Source organism: Aequorivita sublithincola DSM 14238 (assembly GCF_000265385.1).
Classification (GTDB): Bacteria; Bacteroidota; Bacteroidia; order Flavobacteriales; family Flavobacteriaceae; genus Aequorivita; species Aequorivita sublithincola.
Genome location: NC_018013.1, coordinates 1,521,439 through 1,539,738, shown reverse-complemented (window position 1 = coordinate 1,539,738; position 18,300 = coordinate 1,521,439). Strand labels below are relative to the sequence as shown.

General features: G+C 37.4%; 12 protein-coding genes. 8 read left to right on the top strand and 4 right to left on the bottom strand.

Features of this window, described 5'->3' with window-relative positions:
- Positions 1–341: 341 nt before the first annotated feature.
- Together odhB and AEQSU_RS07105 are read right to left on the bottom strand one after the other, a co-directional pair.
- Entirely contained in the window at positions 342–1,604 is a 1,263-nt protein-coding gene (gene odhB / locus AEQSU_RS07110; RefSeq protein WP_014782186.1) for a 2-oxoglutarate dehydrogenase complex dihydrolipoyllysine-residue succinyltransferase, read from the bottom strand.
- 170 nt (positions 1,605–1,774) lie between these two features.
- Positions 1,775–4,546, bottom strand: coding sequence for a 2-oxoglutarate dehydrogenase E1 component (locus AEQSU_RS07105; RefSeq protein ID WP_014782185.1), 2,772 nt, complete (start codon positions 4,544–4,546; stop codon positions 1,775–1,777).
- 120 nt (positions 4,547–4,666) lie between these two features.
- Here AEQSU_RS07105 and AEQSU_RS07100 point away from each other — a divergent pair, with 120 nt between their 5' ends.
- Positions 4,667–5,191: a hypothetical protein gene (locus AEQSU_RS07100; protein WP_014782184.1), complete on the top strand. Its 525-nt coding sequence runs from the start codon at positions 4,667–4,669 to the stop codon at positions 5,189–5,191.
- Here AEQSU_RS07100 and AEQSU_RS07095 read toward each other — a convergent pair.
- Complete coding sequence (locus AEQSU_RS07095; protein ID WP_014782183.1) at positions 5,188–6,162, bottom strand: polyprenyl synthetase family protein; 975 nt, start codon at positions 6,160–6,162, stop codon at positions 5,188–5,190. The genes AEQSU_RS07100 and AEQSU_RS07095 overlap by 4 nt on opposite strands.
- 155 nt (positions 6,163–6,317) lie before the next feature.
- Between AEQSU_RS07095 and AEQSU_RS07090 the strand changes: the two genes are divergently transcribed.
- The 7 genes from AEQSU_RS07090 to AEQSU_RS07060 all read left to right on the top strand — a co-directional run bounded on the left by AEQSU_RS07090 (position 6,318) and on the right by AEQSU_RS07060 (position 16,525).
- Entirely contained in the window at positions 6,318–6,929 is a 612-nt protein-coding gene (locus AEQSU_RS07090) for a TetR/AcrR family transcriptional regulator (RefSeq protein WP_014782182.1), read from the top strand.
- Positions 6,922–8,301 (top strand): TolC family protein, encoded by a 1,380-nt coding sequence (locus tag AEQSU_RS07085; RefSeq protein WP_014782181.1) that lies wholly within the window; start codon positions 6,922–6,924, stop codon positions 8,299–8,301. The genes AEQSU_RS07090 and AEQSU_RS07085 overlap by 8 nt, the downstream gene beginning before the upstream one ends.
- Before the next feature lie 35 nt (positions 8,302–8,336).
- Positions 8,337–9,497 carry an efflux RND transporter periplasmic adaptor subunit gene (locus AEQSU_RS07080; protein ID WP_014782180.1) on the top strand — a complete coding sequence of 387 codons (1,161 nt, stop codon included), beginning with the start codon at positions 8,337–8,339 and terminating at the stop codon, positions 9,495–9,497.
- Positions 9,498–9,512: 15 nt separating this feature from the next.
- Positions 9,513–13,010, top strand: a complete 3,498-nt coding sequence (locus AEQSU_RS07075) for an efflux RND transporter permease subunit (RefSeq protein ID WP_014782179.1) — start codon at positions 9,513–9,515, stop codon at positions 13,008–13,010.
- A 1,250-nt stretch (positions 13,011–14,260) separates the two neighbouring features.
- A complete protein-coding gene (locus AEQSU_RS17070) occupies positions 14,261–14,341 on the top strand; it encodes a T9SS type A sorting domain-containing protein (protein WP_425358417.1) in 81 nt (26 codons plus the stop codon).
- 177 nt (positions 14,342–14,518) lie between these two features.
- Entirely contained in the window at positions 14,519–16,273 is a 1,755-nt protein-coding gene (gene aspS, locus AEQSU_RS07065) for an aspartate--tRNA ligase (RefSeq protein ID WP_014782177.1), read from the top strand.
- Between the two features lie 6 nt (positions 16,274–16,279).
- Positions 16,280–16,525, top strand: a complete 246-nt coding sequence (locus AEQSU_RS07060) for a hypothetical protein (RefSeq protein ID WP_014782176.1) — start codon at positions 16,280–16,282, stop codon at positions 16,523–16,525.
- 132 nt (positions 16,526–16,657) lie between these two features.
- On the opposite strand, the gene pckA is transcribed toward AEQSU_RS07060, so the two are convergent.
- Positions 16,658–18,259, bottom strand: a complete 1,602-nt coding sequence (gene pckA / locus AEQSU_RS07055) for a phosphoenolpyruvate carboxykinase (ATP) (RefSeq protein ID WP_014782175.1) — start codon at positions 18,257–18,259, stop codon at positions 16,658–16,660.
- Positions 18,260–18,300 lie beyond the last annotated feature (41 nt).

The window sequence follows — 18,300 nt, the reverse complement described above, 5'->3', positions numbered from 1 at the left end:
TTGAAGCTCGATAAAAATTGCAAGAGACAAACACCGCTTGCACTTATCTCCCAGCAAATTGATTGTGAAAAAATTACGTGTTACTACGTATTTTATATATCTATATAAAAACGGAACTTTACAGAATGAAAAATCCATTTTATACGCAGGAAGAAACAGGTTATTTCCAAATTGGCACTATATCAAATAAGGTGGTGTTTGTAATTTTAACTATTTCAGTAGTTTTAGTCCTTTTACTCAATCTGATACAAATTATTAATTTTCATTGAGAAGATTTTAATAACTAAACAGAAAAATCCGGCTTTATAGGTTGGATTTTTCGCTCTGATTTCTTGGATTTGTTACAGCTCTAATGCGCGTTTAACATTGTTATTCATCAATAATTCTTCTGGACTTTCAAGCGCTTCCTTGATTGCAACCAAGAATCCAACAGACTCCCGACCATCAATAATTCTGTGGTCATAAGACAATGCAACATACATCACAGGCGCGACAACAATCCCACCATCACGTACAATTGCGCGCTCCACAATATTGTGCATTCCTAAAATTGCAGATTGTGGCGGGTTTATAATTGGTGTTGAAAGCATACTTCCGAAAACACCTCCATTGGAAATTGTAAAGGTTCCTCCAGTCATTTCATCAACGGTAATTTGTCCGTCGCGAGCTCTTATTGCTAGACGTTTCACTTCATCCTCAACCCCTCTAAAGCTTAGGTTTTCAGCATTTCGAATTACAGGAACCATCAAACCTTTCGGTCCAGAAACAGCAATAGAAATGTCTTTAAAGTCATAAGTAATCATATAATCTCCATCAATCATAGAGTTTACATCTGGATAAAGTTCCAACGCGCGAACTACAGCTAAGGTGAAGAAAGACATAAAACCAAGACCAACACCGTGTTTTTCTTTAAATTGTTCTTTGTATTGACTTCTCAATTCAAAAATGGCGGTCATATTTACTTCATTAAAAGTAGTAAGCATCGCAGTTTCATTTTTTGCAGAAACTAAACGTTCAGCGACTTTTCTACGAAGCATAGAAAGTTTTTTGCGTTCACTACCGCGACTACCATTTCCTGGAGTTCCCATTGAAGGAGTTGCGTTTGCGGCATCGTCTTTTGTTATACGACCATCGCGACCACTACCTTTTACTTCTTTTGAAGACACTCCCTTTTCATCAAGAATTTTCTTTGCGGCTGGTGAAGGTGTACCTGTGGCATACGTTTTTTTATCCTGCTCCTGATTTGGAGTTGAAGATTTTGAAGGAGTTTGTGTTTTGGCTTCAGCTTTTTTGGGAGCTTCTTCCTCATTCTTCTCTTTAGGTTTTTCTTCGGCTTTTTCTGAAGAATCATCGCCGCCTGGTTTTTTGGCATCTGTATCAATAACGCAAACTACTTCGCCCACGGCAACAACATCGCCTTCTTCAGCTTTTAAAGTTATGATTCCACTAGCTTCTGCTGGAAGTTCTAGGGTTGCTTTATCGCTATCTACTTCAGCAATTGCTTGGTCTTTCTCAACATAATCGCCATCTTTTACTAACCAAGACGCTATTTCAACTTCGGTGATGGATTCTCCCGGAGACGGGACTTTCATTTCTAATGCCATAATCCTATTGTTTATTGCAACCTTTGGTTGCTATTTTTTATTTTTATTTTTTGAAATTTCAATTTTGAAATTCATATTTTTTTTATTGCCCGTTCGTTTTAAACGTACGTTTGTGTTAGACGTCTTTTCGTGTTAGACGCACGGCCGTGCGTCTCTACGGTTGGGGGTTTTTAATCCATATCTTTATCAAAAACATTTTCAATCACCTTGGCGTGTCTTGCTTTGGAACGAACGGTGCTTCCTGCCGCAGGTGCTGCGTACATTTTTCTGCTGCAAACTCTGAAATCTCTTGCTTCTTCAAAATGCATCATAATGTGTGAATAGGCTCCCATATTTTTAGGCTCTTCTTGTGCCCAAACCAAATCATCAGCATTTTTATATTTTTTAATAATCTTCTTCATTGCATCTGTTGGCAACGGAAATAACTGCTCAACGCGCACAAAAGCAACATCGTCTCTTTTTAGTTCCTCTCTCTTTTCAATCAAATCATAATAGAACTTACCAGAAACGAAAACCAATGTTTTCACTTTTGCAACTTTCGCTTCGGCATCATCAATAAGCATTTGGAAACTTCCGTTTGCAAATTCTTCTTTGGTAGAAACTACTTTTGGATGGCGAAGTAAACTTTTTGGAGTGAATACAATCAGTGGTTTGCGATAATCAACTTTCATCTGTCTCCTAAAAAGATGAAAAAGGTTGGCTGGTGTTGTAACGTCTGCCACAAACATATTATCTGTAGCACAAAGCTGAAGATAACGCTCCATTCTTGCTGAAGAATGCTCTGCGCCCTGACCTTCGTAACCGTGCGGCAACAACATTACCAAACCATTTTGAAGTTTCCATTTATCTTCGGCTGCAGAAATATATTGATCTATCATTATCTGCGCTCCGTTACTGAAATCTCCAAACTGCGCTTCCCAAAGAGTCAAAGAGTTTGGACTTGCCATTGAATAACCATAATCAAAACCAACCACTCCGTATTCTGAAAGCAATGAATTAAAAATATAGAATTGCCCTTGGTCGCCTTGTAGGTTGTTTAGGAGAACTACTTCTTCTTCACTGTCTTCTACTTTTATAACAGCGTGACGGTGCGAAAAAGTTCCGCGCTCCACATCTTGACCGCTCATACGCACATCGTGACCTTCTTTTAAAAGTGTTCCGTAGGCAAGCAATTCGCCCATTGCCCAATCAAGTTTGTTGTCTTCGAAATACATTTGGTGTCTTGCCTCGATAAGCCTAGCAATTTTTTTAAGGAATTTTTTATCCTTTGGTAATTGTGTAATTGCTGTGGCTATTTCGTCAAGTTTCTTTAGGTCAAATTTTGTATTGACCATTTTCATCATTTTATCTTCTTCGGCATAGTCATAACCTTCCCACTCATCCTTCATAAACGGAGTGATGGTGGTTTTGTCTTCTTTTCTGGAATCCTCAAGATTTTCTTCTAGCTTGTCTTTGTATTCTTGTTCAAGCTTGTCTGTATAACCTTTTTCAATGATGCCTTCAGCAATTAGCTTTTCAGCATAAATATCGCGCGGATTGTCATGTTTTGCAATTGCCTTATAGAGTTTTGGTTGCGTAAAACGAGGTTCATCGCCTTCGTTATGACCGTATTTTCTATAACCTAGAAGGTCTATGAAAACGTCACGCCCAAATTCCATGCGGAAATCCAAAGCAAAATTCATTGCATGAACCACGGCTTCAACATCATCTGCATTTACGTGAAGTATTGGTGAAAGCGTTACTTTTCCAACATCGGTACAATAAATTGAAGAACGCGCATCCAAATAATTTGTGGTGAAACCTATCTGGTTATTCACTACTATATGAATGGTTCCTTGAGTTGTATAGCCGTCTAAGTTTGCCATTTGCACAATTTCATACACAATTCCCTGACCCGCGATTGCCGCATCGCCATGAACAATAATTGGCAATACTTTATTCGGATTGTTTTTGTGATGATCGTCCTGTTTTGCGCGAGCAATACCTTGAACTACTGCTCCAACAGTCTCCAAATGTGAAGGATTTGGCGCTATGTTTAGATTAATTTCTTTGCCAGATTCGGTTTTACGTTTTGAAGTCCAACCTAAGTGATATTTTACGTCGCCATCAAATATATCCTGCGCATAATCCTTACCATCAAATTCACTGAAAATATCTTTTGCGCTCTTCCCGAAGATATTTGTAAGCGTGCTTAAACGACCTCGGTGGGCCATTCCCATTACAAATTCTTCAACACCTTTTTCGGCTGCATTTTCAATAAGAGAATCTAATGCTGGAATTAAACTTTCGCCTCCTTCAAGAGAGAAACGTTTTTGACCAACGTATTTAGTATGAAGAAAACTCTCAAAAGACACAGCTTCATTGAGTTTTTTTAGAATATGTTTCTTGTGTTCTGGAGAAAAATTAGGCTGATTATCATTCACATTCAGTTTTTGCTGAATCCATTGAATTTCGTTCGGTTTCCGGATGTACATATATTCAATCCCGATGGAATCGCAATAAATGCTTTCTAGGTGTTTAATTATTTCTTCCAGCGTTGTATCTCCAATTCCCAAGATTTCACCTGCTCTAAAAGTAGCTTTTAGATCGTGCTGGTTAAGCCCAAAGTTTTCTATAGCTAAGGTTGGCTCATACTTTCTGCGATCCCGCACTGGGTTGGTTTTCGTAAAGAGATGGCCACGAGTCCTGTAACCATCAATTAATCTTACAACCTGAAACTCTTTTATAACATCCGCGCAAATTGCGCCAACGTCATATTGCGGCGTTTCTCCTGGTTCAGCAATGCCAAAAAATTCTTGGGCACTATTCTCTGATCCAAAATCGAAACCTTGAAAAAATGCTCTCCAACTGGGTTCAACGCTATCTGGGTATTGTAAATATTTTTCGTAAAGTTCCGCGATATAAGATGGGTGAACCGCGTTTAAGAATGAAAATTTATCCATGATAAATATACAAATGGGTCTTTTTGATAAAACGGTACAAAAATACAATAATTACCTAAAACAATCCAGCTCGATTTTATATATTTATAGCTTATACTTCTTAAAGTATTCCCAACGAAAATGACTAAAAACAGGCATTTTGGCATATTTCTTTTATTGCTGCTGTTTCTTGGTTTAGCCAAAAGCTTTAGCCAAGAGAAGCAATATGACTTTTGGGAACACCTAAGGTTTGGCGGAGGAATAGGCCTGAACTTTGGAGACGGTTATTTTAGCGGAACACTTGCACCCAGCGCTATTTATCAATTTAACGAACAGTTCGCTGCGGGAGTGGCTTTAAACGGAACGTACGCAAGTTTTAAAAACGATGCCAACGCAACTATTTTAGGAGGAAGCGTGCTTGCTCTATACAATATAATTCCGCAAATTCAACTTTCTGGAGAATTTGAAGAACTGAATGTAAACCGAAAATATAAATTTAATGGAAGCCCAGATGTAACCGAAAGCTATTGGTATCCTGCTCTTTTTCTTGGTGTAGGTTTCCGTAGTGCTAATTTTACTATTGGCATTCGTTACGATGTACTTTTTGATCAGGATGAAAGCATATACGCTAGCGCTTTCGCTCCTTTTGTGAGAGTGTATTTTTAAACGTTTCGCTGCATCAAATCATTTCCAAAATTGCGAAGTAGCTGCTTCTTTTCTTCGGAAATAGTGATTTCATCTAAAAGTGCGTATGCAAAATTACTATATTCTTCAATTTTTGATTGTGTTGCGTTGGCTGCTCCGGAAGCAATAAAAATCTCCTTAACCGTTGCAATTTTATCTGTTGCATCTTTAGGACTTATGCTGAAAAGATGCTCAAGTTCCTCCGCTTGGGCTTGTGTACTTGAATTTATTGCCAATATATAAAGAATGGTTTTTTTATTCGAAATAATATCGCCACCAACCTGTTTTCCGAAGGTTTCAGGATTTCCGAAGACATCTAAATAGTCATCCTGTAACTGAAACGCAATACCTAAATTTTCTCCAAAAAGATAGATTATTTCCTTATCGCGCTTTGAAGCTTCGGCAACAATAGCGCCCATTTTCATAGCAGCACCAAGAAGTACGGCGGTTTTTTGGCCTATCATGTTAATGTATTCCCCCAATATAACATCATCACGGGTTTCAAAATCCATATCGTGTTGTTGACCTTCGCAAACTTGTAAAGCGGTCTCGCTGAAAAGCTTCGCTAATTCCTGAAACATTTTGGGTTCGTAGCTTTCAAAAAATTGATAGGCTAAAATTAGCATCGCATCACCAGAAAGTATTGCGGTGTTTACGTCCCATTTTTCATGAACAGTTACTTTTCCTCTTCGCAAGGGGGCATTATCCATAATGTCATCATGAATGAGCGAAAAATTATGAAAAAGCTCCACAGCCAACGCTGCGTTCATTGCCTTTTTAAAATCAGTTCCAAAAAAATCACAAATCATTAAGGTAAGCTTGGGGCGAATTCTTTTGCCTCCCAAAGAAAGGATATACTTTATAGGATCATAAAGCTGGTTCGGTTCTTTTTGAGCAACAGCCTTTTCAAGATATTGATGAAGCTCTACATTATATTTTTTCAAAAAATCCATCGACATAAAATTTTCGGCTAAAGTAAAACAAGCAAGACAAAAGCCCACGTTTTAAAGTCGAAAAATAGCAAGATTGTTAGTGTTATGTTAAAAAATAAAACTTTGGAAACTTTTTTTGTTTTAAAAGTTTCCGTGACATATATTTGCACCCTATTATGAAAGAAAAAATTATTCTGAAAGCATCAGAACTCTTCTTAAAGTTTGGTTTTAAGAGTGTTACAATGGACGAGATTGCCCAAGAGATGGCCATTTCAAAAAAAACCATCTATACACATTTCAAAAACAAAACCGCTTTAGTGAAAGACTGCACATTTTGTGTAATGGATAATATAACGAGTGGTATAGATGAAATTTGTGCATTAGAGCAAAACCCAATTGAAGAACTTTTCGATATTAAAACTTTCATAATGCGCAAACTTGAAGACGACCAATCTTCACCTCAGTATCAACTTCAAAGGTATTACCCAGAAATTAGCCGAAAACTCCATCAAGGTCAATTTGAAAAAATGATGGAGTGTACCAAAAAAAACATTGAAAGAGGTATTGCACAAGGACTTTACAGAAGTAATCTAAACCCAGACTTTATTGGTCGGCTTTATTTTTTGGGTATCACCAGCATTAAAGATCAAAAGCTATTTCCTCCTGAAAGTTATTCGTCAAAATATCTTACAGAAGAATATCTAGAATATCATCTGCGAGGTATTGTTACCGAAAAAGGGCTAACCACCTTAAAAAAATTCATCAAAGAACATCAAACCAATGACTAAAAATCTCTTAATTTTCAGCTTCTTACTTTTTTCCGCGATGGGTTTTTCGCAGGAGAAAAAAGCCTATAGTTTCAATTTGGAAGAAGCTGTAACTTTTGCTCTAGACAGTAATTACACTTCAATTAATGCGAGACGAGACATTGCAAAAGCCATCAAACAAAAGTGGGAAACCACGGCTCAAGGTCTTCCGCAGATTGATGGTAACATCAGTTATAACAATAATTTGAAGCAACCCGTATCGCTCATTCCTGCAGAGTTTGGCGGAGGCGAGCCCGGCACTTTCGTCCCGATTACCTTTGGAACAAAACAAAACGCAAACGCCGTTGCAACTTTAAATCAACTAATTTTTGACGGAAGTTATTTAGTTGGCTTAAAAGCAGCAAAAGCATTTCTAAGATTTTCAGAAAATGCCAACGAAAAAACACGTTTGGAGGTTCGAAAAGGAGTTATCAATGGTTATGGCAGTGTTTTATTAGCGCAGCAATTGATAGATATTTTTGAAAAGAACAAAACCAATCTTGAAAAAAACCTATATGAAACCAGAAAGATTTTTGAAAACGGTCTAACCGAAGAAGAAAGCGTTGAACAACTGGAAATAACGCTTTTAGATGTTGAAACGCAGCTAAACAACGCTCGAAGAAGCCAAGCAATTGCAAAACAAATGTTCAACCTCGCATTAGGAATTGACGTTGAAACTCCCGTAACCTTAACGGACGATTTGGATAAATTGACAGATGCAAACATAAGTTTAGCGCTTTTAAACGATTCACTAAACGTTGAGAAAAACGTAGATTATAAAATAGCGAATAACCTTGTGGAGCAACGTTATTTTGAAAACAGACTTGAAAAAAGCAAAGCATTTCCAAGGCTTTCTGCCTTTGTCAATTATGGAACCTCAGCAAATAGCGAAGATTTCACTTTTTTTAACGGCGATCAAATTTGGTATCAATCTTCTGTTTTTGGTGTTAGTCTTAATGTTCCTATTTTCAGTAGTGGAATGCGAAGCGCTGCCAATCAAAGAACTCGCATCGCTTTAGACCAAGCAAAAACAGACCTAGAGCAAACCGAACAGCAAATAAAACTAGATTTAACGACGGCTCAAAGCAATTATCAATTCGCAATCGATAATTATGAAAACTCGAAGAAAAATATTGCTTTGGCAGAACGAATTGAAAACAAAAATCAAATAAAATTTACGGAAGGGCTTTCAACAAGTTTTGATTTACGCCAAGCGCAAACGCAACTATATTCAGCTCAGCAACAGTATTTTCAGGCGATGCTTCAAGTAATCAATGAAAAAGCAAATCTTGAAACGGTGCTTAATATCCCACAGTTGCGAATTACTTCGGAAGAAATTAAGGGTAAATTCTAAAAAATCATCAACCATAAAGACTAAATAAATCCACAATGAAAAAATTACTCCTAATATTAATAACAATCATCACACTGATTTCTTGCGGAGGTGATAATAAATCTGTTGATGCAATTATCAGTTCCAACGATATGGCTTCAGTAAAAGCTAAACGTGCTGAACTAAATAAACAGCAACGCGATCTAAAAACAGATATTGACAAACTGAATGAGTACATAGATTCTCACGAAAAAAAGGAACGTCCGGTCCTTATTACTGCAGAAGTTATAAAAGATACCATCTTTAAACATTACGTAGAAGTTCAGGGAAATGTTGAAACAAATCAAAACGTAGTTTTAAACGCTGAGTATTCAGGAGTATTAATAAGTGTATATGTTAAGGAAGGGCAGCGTGTTTCAAGAGGGCAGCGATTGGCAAAAATTGACGATGGCGGAATGTCTAGCCAAGTGGCGCAGCAAGAGGCTCAATTAGCTTTGGCTAAAACCACTTTTGAGCGTCAGGAAAAACTTTGGAACCAAAAAATAGGTTCCGAAATTCAATTTCTTCAAGCTAAAACAAATTACGAAGCTGCAAAAAATGCAACCCAACAAATGCGTTCTCAATTAGGAAAAACAGTTATTACAGCTCCCTTCAGTGGTATAATTGACGAAATTATCGCAGATCCAGGACAAGTGGTTAGTCCAGGCCAAACGCCAATTATACGTTTAGTTAATTTGAGCGATATGTATGTGAAAGCATCTATTCCAGAAAACTATCTTAGAAATATTAAAAAAGGCACGAAGGTAAAAGTAAACCTAGCTTCCATTAATGAGGAATTCACTGGCACGGTACGCCAAGTGAGCAATTACATTAACCCGAACAATAGAAGTTTTGATATTCAAGTTGAAATTCCTAATAAAGACGGTTTAGTAAAACCAAACCTTATCGCAACAGTAAAAGTGAACGATTACAGCGCCGAAAACGCCATTACCGTTCCAGAAAATATTTTACAGGAAAATGCGGCAGGTGAAACCATCGCCTACTTATATCAACCTGTAAATGATTCAATAGGCATCGCAAAGCGTGTTATTATTGAAACGGGGCTTTCTTATGAAAACCATACAGAAGTAAAATCAGGCCTTAAAAAAGGCGATACCATTATTAAGGAGGGTGCAAAAACTCTTCGCGATGGCCAAAAAGTAACCATCAAAAACTAATAAACCCAATACACAATGAGCAAAAATCCGTACAAAGAATTTAGCATTTCGTCTTGGGCCATTGACAATAAAATGACGGTTTATGTAATTATGGCTATCATCCTGTTTTTGGGTGCTTTTGCCTATTACAGTATGCCGCGAGAGGCATTTCCAGAGATCATTGAGACCAAAATTTACGTGAGTTCCGTAAACCCTGGAAACTCTGCCGAAGATGTTGAAAAATTCATTACCGAACCTTTAGAGGAAGAATTTAAAGACATTGCTGGCGTAAAGGAAATAACCTCAACTACGCTTCAAGATTACTCAATTATCATTGTTGAATTTGAAGAAAATGTTGAAATTCCCGTCGCGAAACAATCCGTTAAAGACAAGATAGACCTTGTAAAAGCGGAAGCTACTTGGCCCATTTTAACCAATGGCGGTAAAGTAGAGCCGAATGCTTTTGACTTAAATTTTTCGGAAGAATTCCCTATTCTGAATATCAATTTAACAGGCGATTACCCCGTTCAACAATTGAAAGAGTATGGAGAATATCTTCAAGATAAAATTGAATTACTTCCACAAATAAAGGAAGCCACCATTCGCGGCGCTGAAGAAAAAGAGGTTGAAATTGCGGTAGATATCTACAAAATGACCGCTTCGCAGGTTAGTTTTGATAATATCATAAACGCAATAAAAGGCGAAAACAGCACTATTTCTGGCGGAAATATTATTACAAACGGTGTTCAGAAAAACATCAGAATAACGGGTGAAATCCAAGATCCAAAGGAGTTGGAAAATGTAGTCGTTAAAAAAGACGACGGTATTATTTTCCTAAAAGACATCGCCGAAATTAAATTTCAAGAAAAAGACGCCACAACCTACGCTCGTGAATACGGTGAACCCGTTGTAATGCTAGATATAAAAAAGCGTGCCGGTAAAAACATGATTGAGGCCGTGGAGCAAATTAAGGAGCTTCTTAAAGAGGAACAGGAAAATTATTTGCCTTCAAGTCTTCACGTAAGTCTCTCTAACGACCAATCCATAAAAACCGAAAACCAAGTGAATGATTTGGTAAACAACATCATTTTTGGTGTTTTACTCGTAGTTATTGTACTTATGTTTTTTCTTGGTTTTAGAAACGCACTTTTTGTTGGTTTCGCCATTCCACTTTCCATGTTAATGTCGCTGTTTATACTTTCTTCATTGGGCTTTACGCTAAACACGATGGTGCTTTTCGGCCTAGTAATGGGTCTAGGAATGCTGGTAGACAACGGGATTGTGGTGGTTGAAAACGTATATACTTTGATGAGCGAAGGTATGTCGCCAAGAAAAGCCGCAAAACAAGGTATGGGCGAAATTGCATGGCCTATTATTGCTTCAACAGCAACTACACTTGCGGCGTTTTTCCCGCTTGGTCTATGGCCTGGAATGATTGGTAAGTTCATGATTTATTTCCCAATTACACTTTCGGTCGTGCTTTCGTCATCGCTTTTTGTGGCCCTGATTATCAACTCTATGCTTACTTCCGAATTTATGAAAACGGAAGAAGAATCCATGACCAAAAAGAAATTAATCCGTTGGAGTTTAATCCTTATCGGTGTTGGAGCTCTGCTTTTAGTTGCTGGTTATGTAATGGATATTGCTGCCTTTAGAGGCTTCGGAAACTTGGCGATACTTTCAGCGGGTATGCTTTGGCTTTATAAATATGTATTGGCCGGTGCTGTTGATTATTTTCAATACAAATCGCTTAAAAAGCTAGAGAATTTCTATGAAAAAATCCTAACATACGCGTTAAGCGGAAGAAAAGCCTACGTGTTTTTCTTCGGAACCATTGCGCTTTTAATCTTGTCTTTCGTTCTTGTAGGAATTGCACAGCCAAAAGTGCTTTTCTTCCCTGAAAACGAGCCAAACCAGATTATCACTTACATAGAATATCCGCAAGGAACCGATATTGAAAAGACCAACACACTTACGAAACAAGTTGAAAAAAGGGTTTTTGATGCCATAAAGAAATATGACGACAACGGTTATAATTATATGGTAGAATCTGCGATTTCGCAGGTAGGTCAAGGTGCCGGAAACCCGCAAACAGATGGTGGCCAGAGCAACGATATGCCTCAAAAGGGGAAAATAACACTGTCTATGCGCGACTACCAATTGCGTCGTGGCGTGAAAAGTAGTGATGTTATGGAAGAAGTTCGTGAGTCTGTAAAAGGATTTCCCGGAGCTTCCATTATTGTTGAAAAAGATGCAGCCGGACCTCCAGTTGGTTACCCAATTAACATTGAATTGAGTGGCGAAAACTATGGAGATATGCTTCGCGAAGCTGAAAATCTACGTTCGTATATTGAAAGTTTGGGAGTAAGCGGAATTGAAGAACTCAAAATAGACGTAAACAAAAGTAAACCCGAAATGGATGTGACCGTGGACCGCCAAAAAGCTGGTCAGTTGGGCATATCAACAGGACAGATTGGACAAACGTTGCGTCGCGCTATTTTTGGTGAAGAAGTATCTACTTATAAAGAAAATGATGACGATTATGAAATCAACGTACGTCTCTCCGAAAAATCTCGTTATGACGAAAGTGCGCTTTTCAACCAACCAATTACTTTCAGAAATAACCAAGGAAAAATTGTGCAAATACCAATTTCTGCAATGGTTTCGAAAAAGAACACTTCTTCTTTCAGTTCTATAAAAAGAAAAGATTTAAAGAGAACCATCACAGTTTATTCCAACGTTATTGGCGGTTACAACCCAACGGAAATTGTAACAGACCTCAAAACTGAATTGCAGAATTACGAACTTCCAAAAGACATAAACCTTGCGTTTACAGGCGAACAAGAAGAGCAAGCAGACAACATGAGTTTCCTTTTAATGGCACTATTCTTTGCCTTAGGCGGAATCTTGTTGATTTTGGTGGCGCAGTTTAACTCGCTTTCAAAACCGGTTATTATTTTAACGTCTGTGGTTTTGAGTTTGGCGGGAGTATTCCTCGGTCTAGTTGTTTTCCAGATGGATTTCGTGATTATTATGACGATGATGGGTATCATTTCGCTCGCGGGAATTGTAGTAAACAACGCAATTGTTTTGATAGATTATACCCAGATTTTGATAGACCGAAAGATGGACGACCTTCAAATGGACGAAGACCAAATGCTTACCAAAAAACAGTTCTTCGAAATCATTGTTGCAGGTGGAAGATCCCGTTTGCGTCCTGTGTTACTTACGGCGATCACCACGGTTTTAGGACTTATTCCGCTGGCTATTGGTCTAAACATTGACTTCTTCGGCTTGTTTACAGATTACAGTCCAAATATTTATATAGGTGGGGACAACGTTATTTTCTGGGGTCCTTTAGCTTGGACGGTAATCTTCGGATTGGTGTTCGCCACGTTCCTAACATTAATCGTGGTTCCAGTAATGTTCTATTTGGTGAATCGCGCGAAGATTAAATTCAGAAAAAAACGCAGAATGAAGGAGATTAAAAAGATGAAAGCGAAGGAAGCTTCTGCTAATGAGCGGATTGCTTAAGTAAAAAATAAACTCTTTTAAAAACCCCTCTGAAAATTATTTTCTTAGGGGTTTTTATATTTTACTAAAAGCATTTCGATTAAAACAGAAAAAATTCAATATAGCTTTTATAGTTTTTAGCTTATCTTTAAAAAATCAACTCATTCTTAACCGTCATATTATGAGAACACTACTACTCATTGTAGTATTCAGCATCAGCACGATTTCATATGCACGAATAACAATCATTCCCGATCCTAATTTTGAACAAGCGTTGATTGATTTAGGCATTGATAGTGATGGCATAAGAAACGGGCAAGTTTTAACAAATGATATTGAAACTTTAATTTCCTTAGATGTTAGGTATAAAAACATTTCCAACCTAACTGGCATTGAAGATTTTGCAGATTTAGAAAGTTTAAATGTGAGAGGAAACAATCTAACAAGTTTAAATACTTCAACAAATACAAAGTTGAAAAACCTTTTCTGTCTCGTAAATCCTTTATATACAATTAATATTTCAAGCAATATTCTTTTGGAAAGTTTAGACATTCAGGTTTTACACAAACTGGATAATATTGATCTATCCAATAATATAAATTTGGAAACATTAATGATGGGAGATTGTTGGATTGACACTATTGATATTTCACACAATGTAAACCTTAAAACACTGATTGCTGATGGTGCCTTTATTTCTGAAATTGACTTATCCCAAAATCTTTTGTTGGAATATTTGGACTTAACAGGTGTTGATATCTCTTCACTAGATGTTAGCAATAATATTCTCCTAAAAGAACTCTATTTTGGTACTTTTGATGGATATATTGGTGAGCCTATTACAACTATTGATCCTAGCAACAACGTAAACTTAGAGTTAGTTTATGGCACAAATTTATTTTTCTTGGAAACGGTTGACGCAAGAAACGGTAATAATGAAATATTAACCGTTACATTACCTAGCGAATTTGAAGGAAACCCTTGCCAGCTCACAGAATTATATTGTGTACAGGTAGATGACGAAGTAGCGGCAACTAATAATAACCCTCCATACAATAACTGGCGAATAGATGCAAATTTTAATTACTCAGAAGATTGCATGTTACGCATTCTCACAAAAGGAGATAGTGGTTTTTCAATTAATCCCAATCCTGTGAAAAATGAATTGTTTCTAAATTCAAAAAACATCTCAGGGAATCTAAATCTGAGAATATTCAACATAGAAGGCAAACTTTTAAGTAACCAATCTTTATCGAAACCAATCTTTATCGATCGAAAAGGAAACTTCACTAGATGTTTCCAACTTGTCAAGTGGCATGTATTTTCTAAAAATTGAAGATGAAAACGGATAGGGTAAAGTGAAAAAGTTTATAAAGGAATAGAGCTATCGAAGTAGGATGCAAAGTTTTTCTTATCAAAAGATTCGTTCATTCGTGATAATAAATCTGCTTAAAGAATAAACCCTTCAAAACCACAACAATTCAGTTATTACTTATTAAATTTGCCCCTCAATTTTTTTTCAGAATAAAATGTACAGAACATACAATAATGGCGAATTAACTGCCAAAAATATAGGTGAAGAAGTAACCCTTTCAGGCTGGGTTCAAAAAACGCGCAACAAAGGATTTATGATTTGGGTAGATCTTCGCGACCGTTATGGCATCACCCAACTTATTTTTGATGAAGAAAGAACTTCAAAAGAAGTAATTGAAAAAGCAACAAAACTAGGTCGTGAATTTGTAATCCAAGTTACAGGAACCGTAATTGAACGCGAATCCAAAAACCCAAATATGCCCACTGGCGATGTAGAGATCTTGGTTTCTGAATTAATCATTCTCAACGAATCTTTAACGCCTCCCTTCACTATTGAAGACGAAACAGACGGCGGCGAGGATTTGCGAATGAAATATCGCTACCTAGATATACGCAGAAAACCAGTACGCGAAAACCTTATTTTTCGTCATAAAGTTGCGATTGCTGTTCGTAATTATCTTTCAAATGAAGGCTTCATTGAAGTTGAAACGCCTTATTTAATAAAATCAACTCCTGAAGGTGCGCGCGATTTCGTAGTTCCTTCACGAATGAACGAAGGTCAGTTTTACGCGCTTCCACAAAGTCCTCAAACTTTTAAGCAATTGCTTATGGTTGGTGGCTTGGATAAATATTTTCAAATAGTAAAATGTTTCCGTGATGAAGATTTGCGTGCAGACCGTCAGCCGGAATTCACACAAATTGACTGCGAAATGGCTTTCGTAGAACAAGAAGATATTTTGAATGCTTTTGAGGGTTTAACAAAACATCTTTTAAAAGAAATAAATGGAATTGAGATTTCCGAATTCCCAAGAATGACCTACGATGATGCAATGGCAAAGTACGGAAACGACAAGCCAGACATTCGTTTTGGAATGGAGTTTGGCGAGCTAAACGCAGTTGCACAACACAAAGACTTTGGCGTTTTTAACCAAGCAGAATTAGTTGTTGGAATAGCAGTTCCTGGTGGAAAAGCTTTCACAAGAAAAGAAATAGACAGCCTAATTGATTGGCTAAAACGTCCACAAATTGGTGCAACCGGAATGGTTTATTCGCGTTGCAACGACGACGGAACTCATAAATCTTCTGTAGATAAATTTTACGACCAAGAAGATTTAGCGAAATGGGCAGAAGTAACCGGCGCAAAAGCTGGCGATTTAATCTGCGTACTTTCGGGAGATAAAAATAAAGTGAGAACACAATTAAGTGCTTTAAGAATGCACTTAGCCGAACAACTTGGTTTAAGAAAAAGTGATGAATTTGCCCCACTTTGGGTTATAGATTTCCCACTTTTAGAATGGGATGAGGAAACAAACCGTTACCACGCAATGCATCACCCTTTCACTTCTCCAAAACCTGGACAATTGGAACTTTTAGACACAAATCCAGGCGAAGTAAAAGCAAATGCCTACGATTTGGTTTTAAATGGAAACGAAATAGGCGGTGGTTCTATACGGATTCACAACAAAAAAACACAAGCCTTAATGTTTGATTATTTAGGTTTTACACCTGAAGAAGCAAAAGCACAATTCGGTTTTTTGATGGATGCCTTCCAATACGGCGCCCCACCACACGGCGGACTTGCTTTCGGATTGGATAGATTGGTTGCCATTTTGGGCGGACAAGAAACCATCCGTGATTTCATCGCTTTCCCAAAAAACAATTCGGGTCGCGATGTGATGATTGATGCGCCTGCTCCTATTGATGCAAAACAATTGGAAGAACTTCATTTAAAGGTTGAGCTGAAAAAATAAGCAACAATGAAATACTTTCTCATCATATTATTTTTTGCGGTACTCATCAGTCTTGGGCTCGGTTTTTATATTAAATCAGAAGATGAAGCTACTGGAAAATTAATTATCGGTCTTACACTAATGGTAGGTTTCTTCGTATTAATGCCAGTATTTATATATCACCGTTGGAAGGATAGAAATGTTAAGGACTATATGCTTAATAAGGAGAACATTTTAAAAATGCACGAATACCAAAAAGATAAAAAGAAATAAGAAGCGTTTGAAAGATTTGGGATTTATAGACCAATTCGAATAAACTCAAGAATAGTGGCGGAAAGGCCCATAACTAAAAAAGATCGTCTCAAACTTTAGACGATCTTTTTTAGTTTCTATTATATTTTGAAATTATTCCGCAGCTGGAGCTCCAGAAAGAATTTCATCATTTGCGTAAGCTTCAAACTTTTTAAAGTTTTCTTTGAAAGAGTCTGAAAGTTCCTTCGCTTGAATGTCATACGCCTTTTTGTTCTTCCAAGTTTCCTTAGGGTTCAAAACTTCTGTTGGAACATCAGGACAAGAAGTTGGCATCATCAAATTGAAAATTGGATGCTTTTCGAATTCAACATCTTTCAATTTCCCTTCTAAAGCTGCAGCAATCATTGCTCGAGTGTATTTTAGTTTCATTCTGCTTCCAACGCCGTAAGGACCGCCGGTCCAGCCTGTGTTTATTAACCAAACATTTACATTCGCATCTTTCATCTTTTTGCTAAGCATTTCAGCATATTTTGTTGGATGAAGCGGCATAAAAGGCGCACCAAAGCAAGCCGAAAAGTTCGGAGTTGGTTCATTGATTCCTTCTTCAGTACCTGCAACTTTAGCAGTATAACCGCTTATAAAATGATAAGCAGCTTGTCCCGGAGTCAATTTTGAAATTGGAGGCAAAACACCAAAAGCATCTGCAGTTAAAAAGAAAATATTCTTAGGATTGTGGCCAATAGAAGGCACTTGAATATTTTTAATATGATAAATTGGATAGCTTACACGCGTGTTCTGAGTGATTGAGGTATTTGCAAAATCAACCTCACCCTTATCATTCATAACCACATTTTCAAGCAGGGCTCCAGGTTTTATAGCATTATAAATGTCTGGTTCTTGCTCTTCAGTAAGGTTTATCACTTTTGCATAACATCCGCCTTCAAAATTGAAAACTGTGTTGTCTGGTGTCCAACCGTGTTCGTCATCACCTATCAATTTACGATCTGGATCTGCGGAAAGTGTAGTTTTTCCTGTTCCCGAAAGACCAAAGAAAATTGCTGTTTCGCCATTATCACCTACGTTTGCAGAACAGTGCATCGGCAATGTGTTCTTATCAACTGGCATAATAAAATTTAAAGCAGAAAAGATTCCCTTTTTAATTTCGCCTGTATAACCAGTACCGCCAATTAAAGCGATTTTTCTGGTGAAATTTAGGATTGCAAAGTTGTGCTGGCGTGTTCCGTCAACTTCAGGATCTGCCATAAAATTCGGCGCATTTATTATGAGCCAATCTGGGGCAAAATTCGCCAATTCTTCCTCGGTTGGTCGTAGAAACATATTGTGAGCAAATAAATTTGACCACGGTGTTTCATTAATCACCCGAATATTCAGCTTATAGTTTTCATCTGCACAGGCATAGCTGTCTCGCACATAAATTTCTTTTTCTGAAAGATAATCTGTCACCTTATTATAAAGTGCATCAAACATATCTGGAGGAAATGGAATATTTATATTCCCCCACCACACTATGTCTCGCGTAATATCGTCTTTAACGATAAACCTATCTTTTGGGGATCTTCCTGTGAATTCTCCTGTGTTTATTTCAAGGGCGCCACTGCTAGCTTCTTTCCCTTGACCTTTTTGCAGTGTTTCGTCATGAAGTTCTTCAGACGAAAGTTGATACTTAACTTTTGCGTTTTTGATTCCGTAGTTATCCAATGAAATCATTCTTTTAGTTTGGTTATTACCGACCATAACTTGTTTTAGTTTTTGAAGAGTACAAAAATAGCAAATCT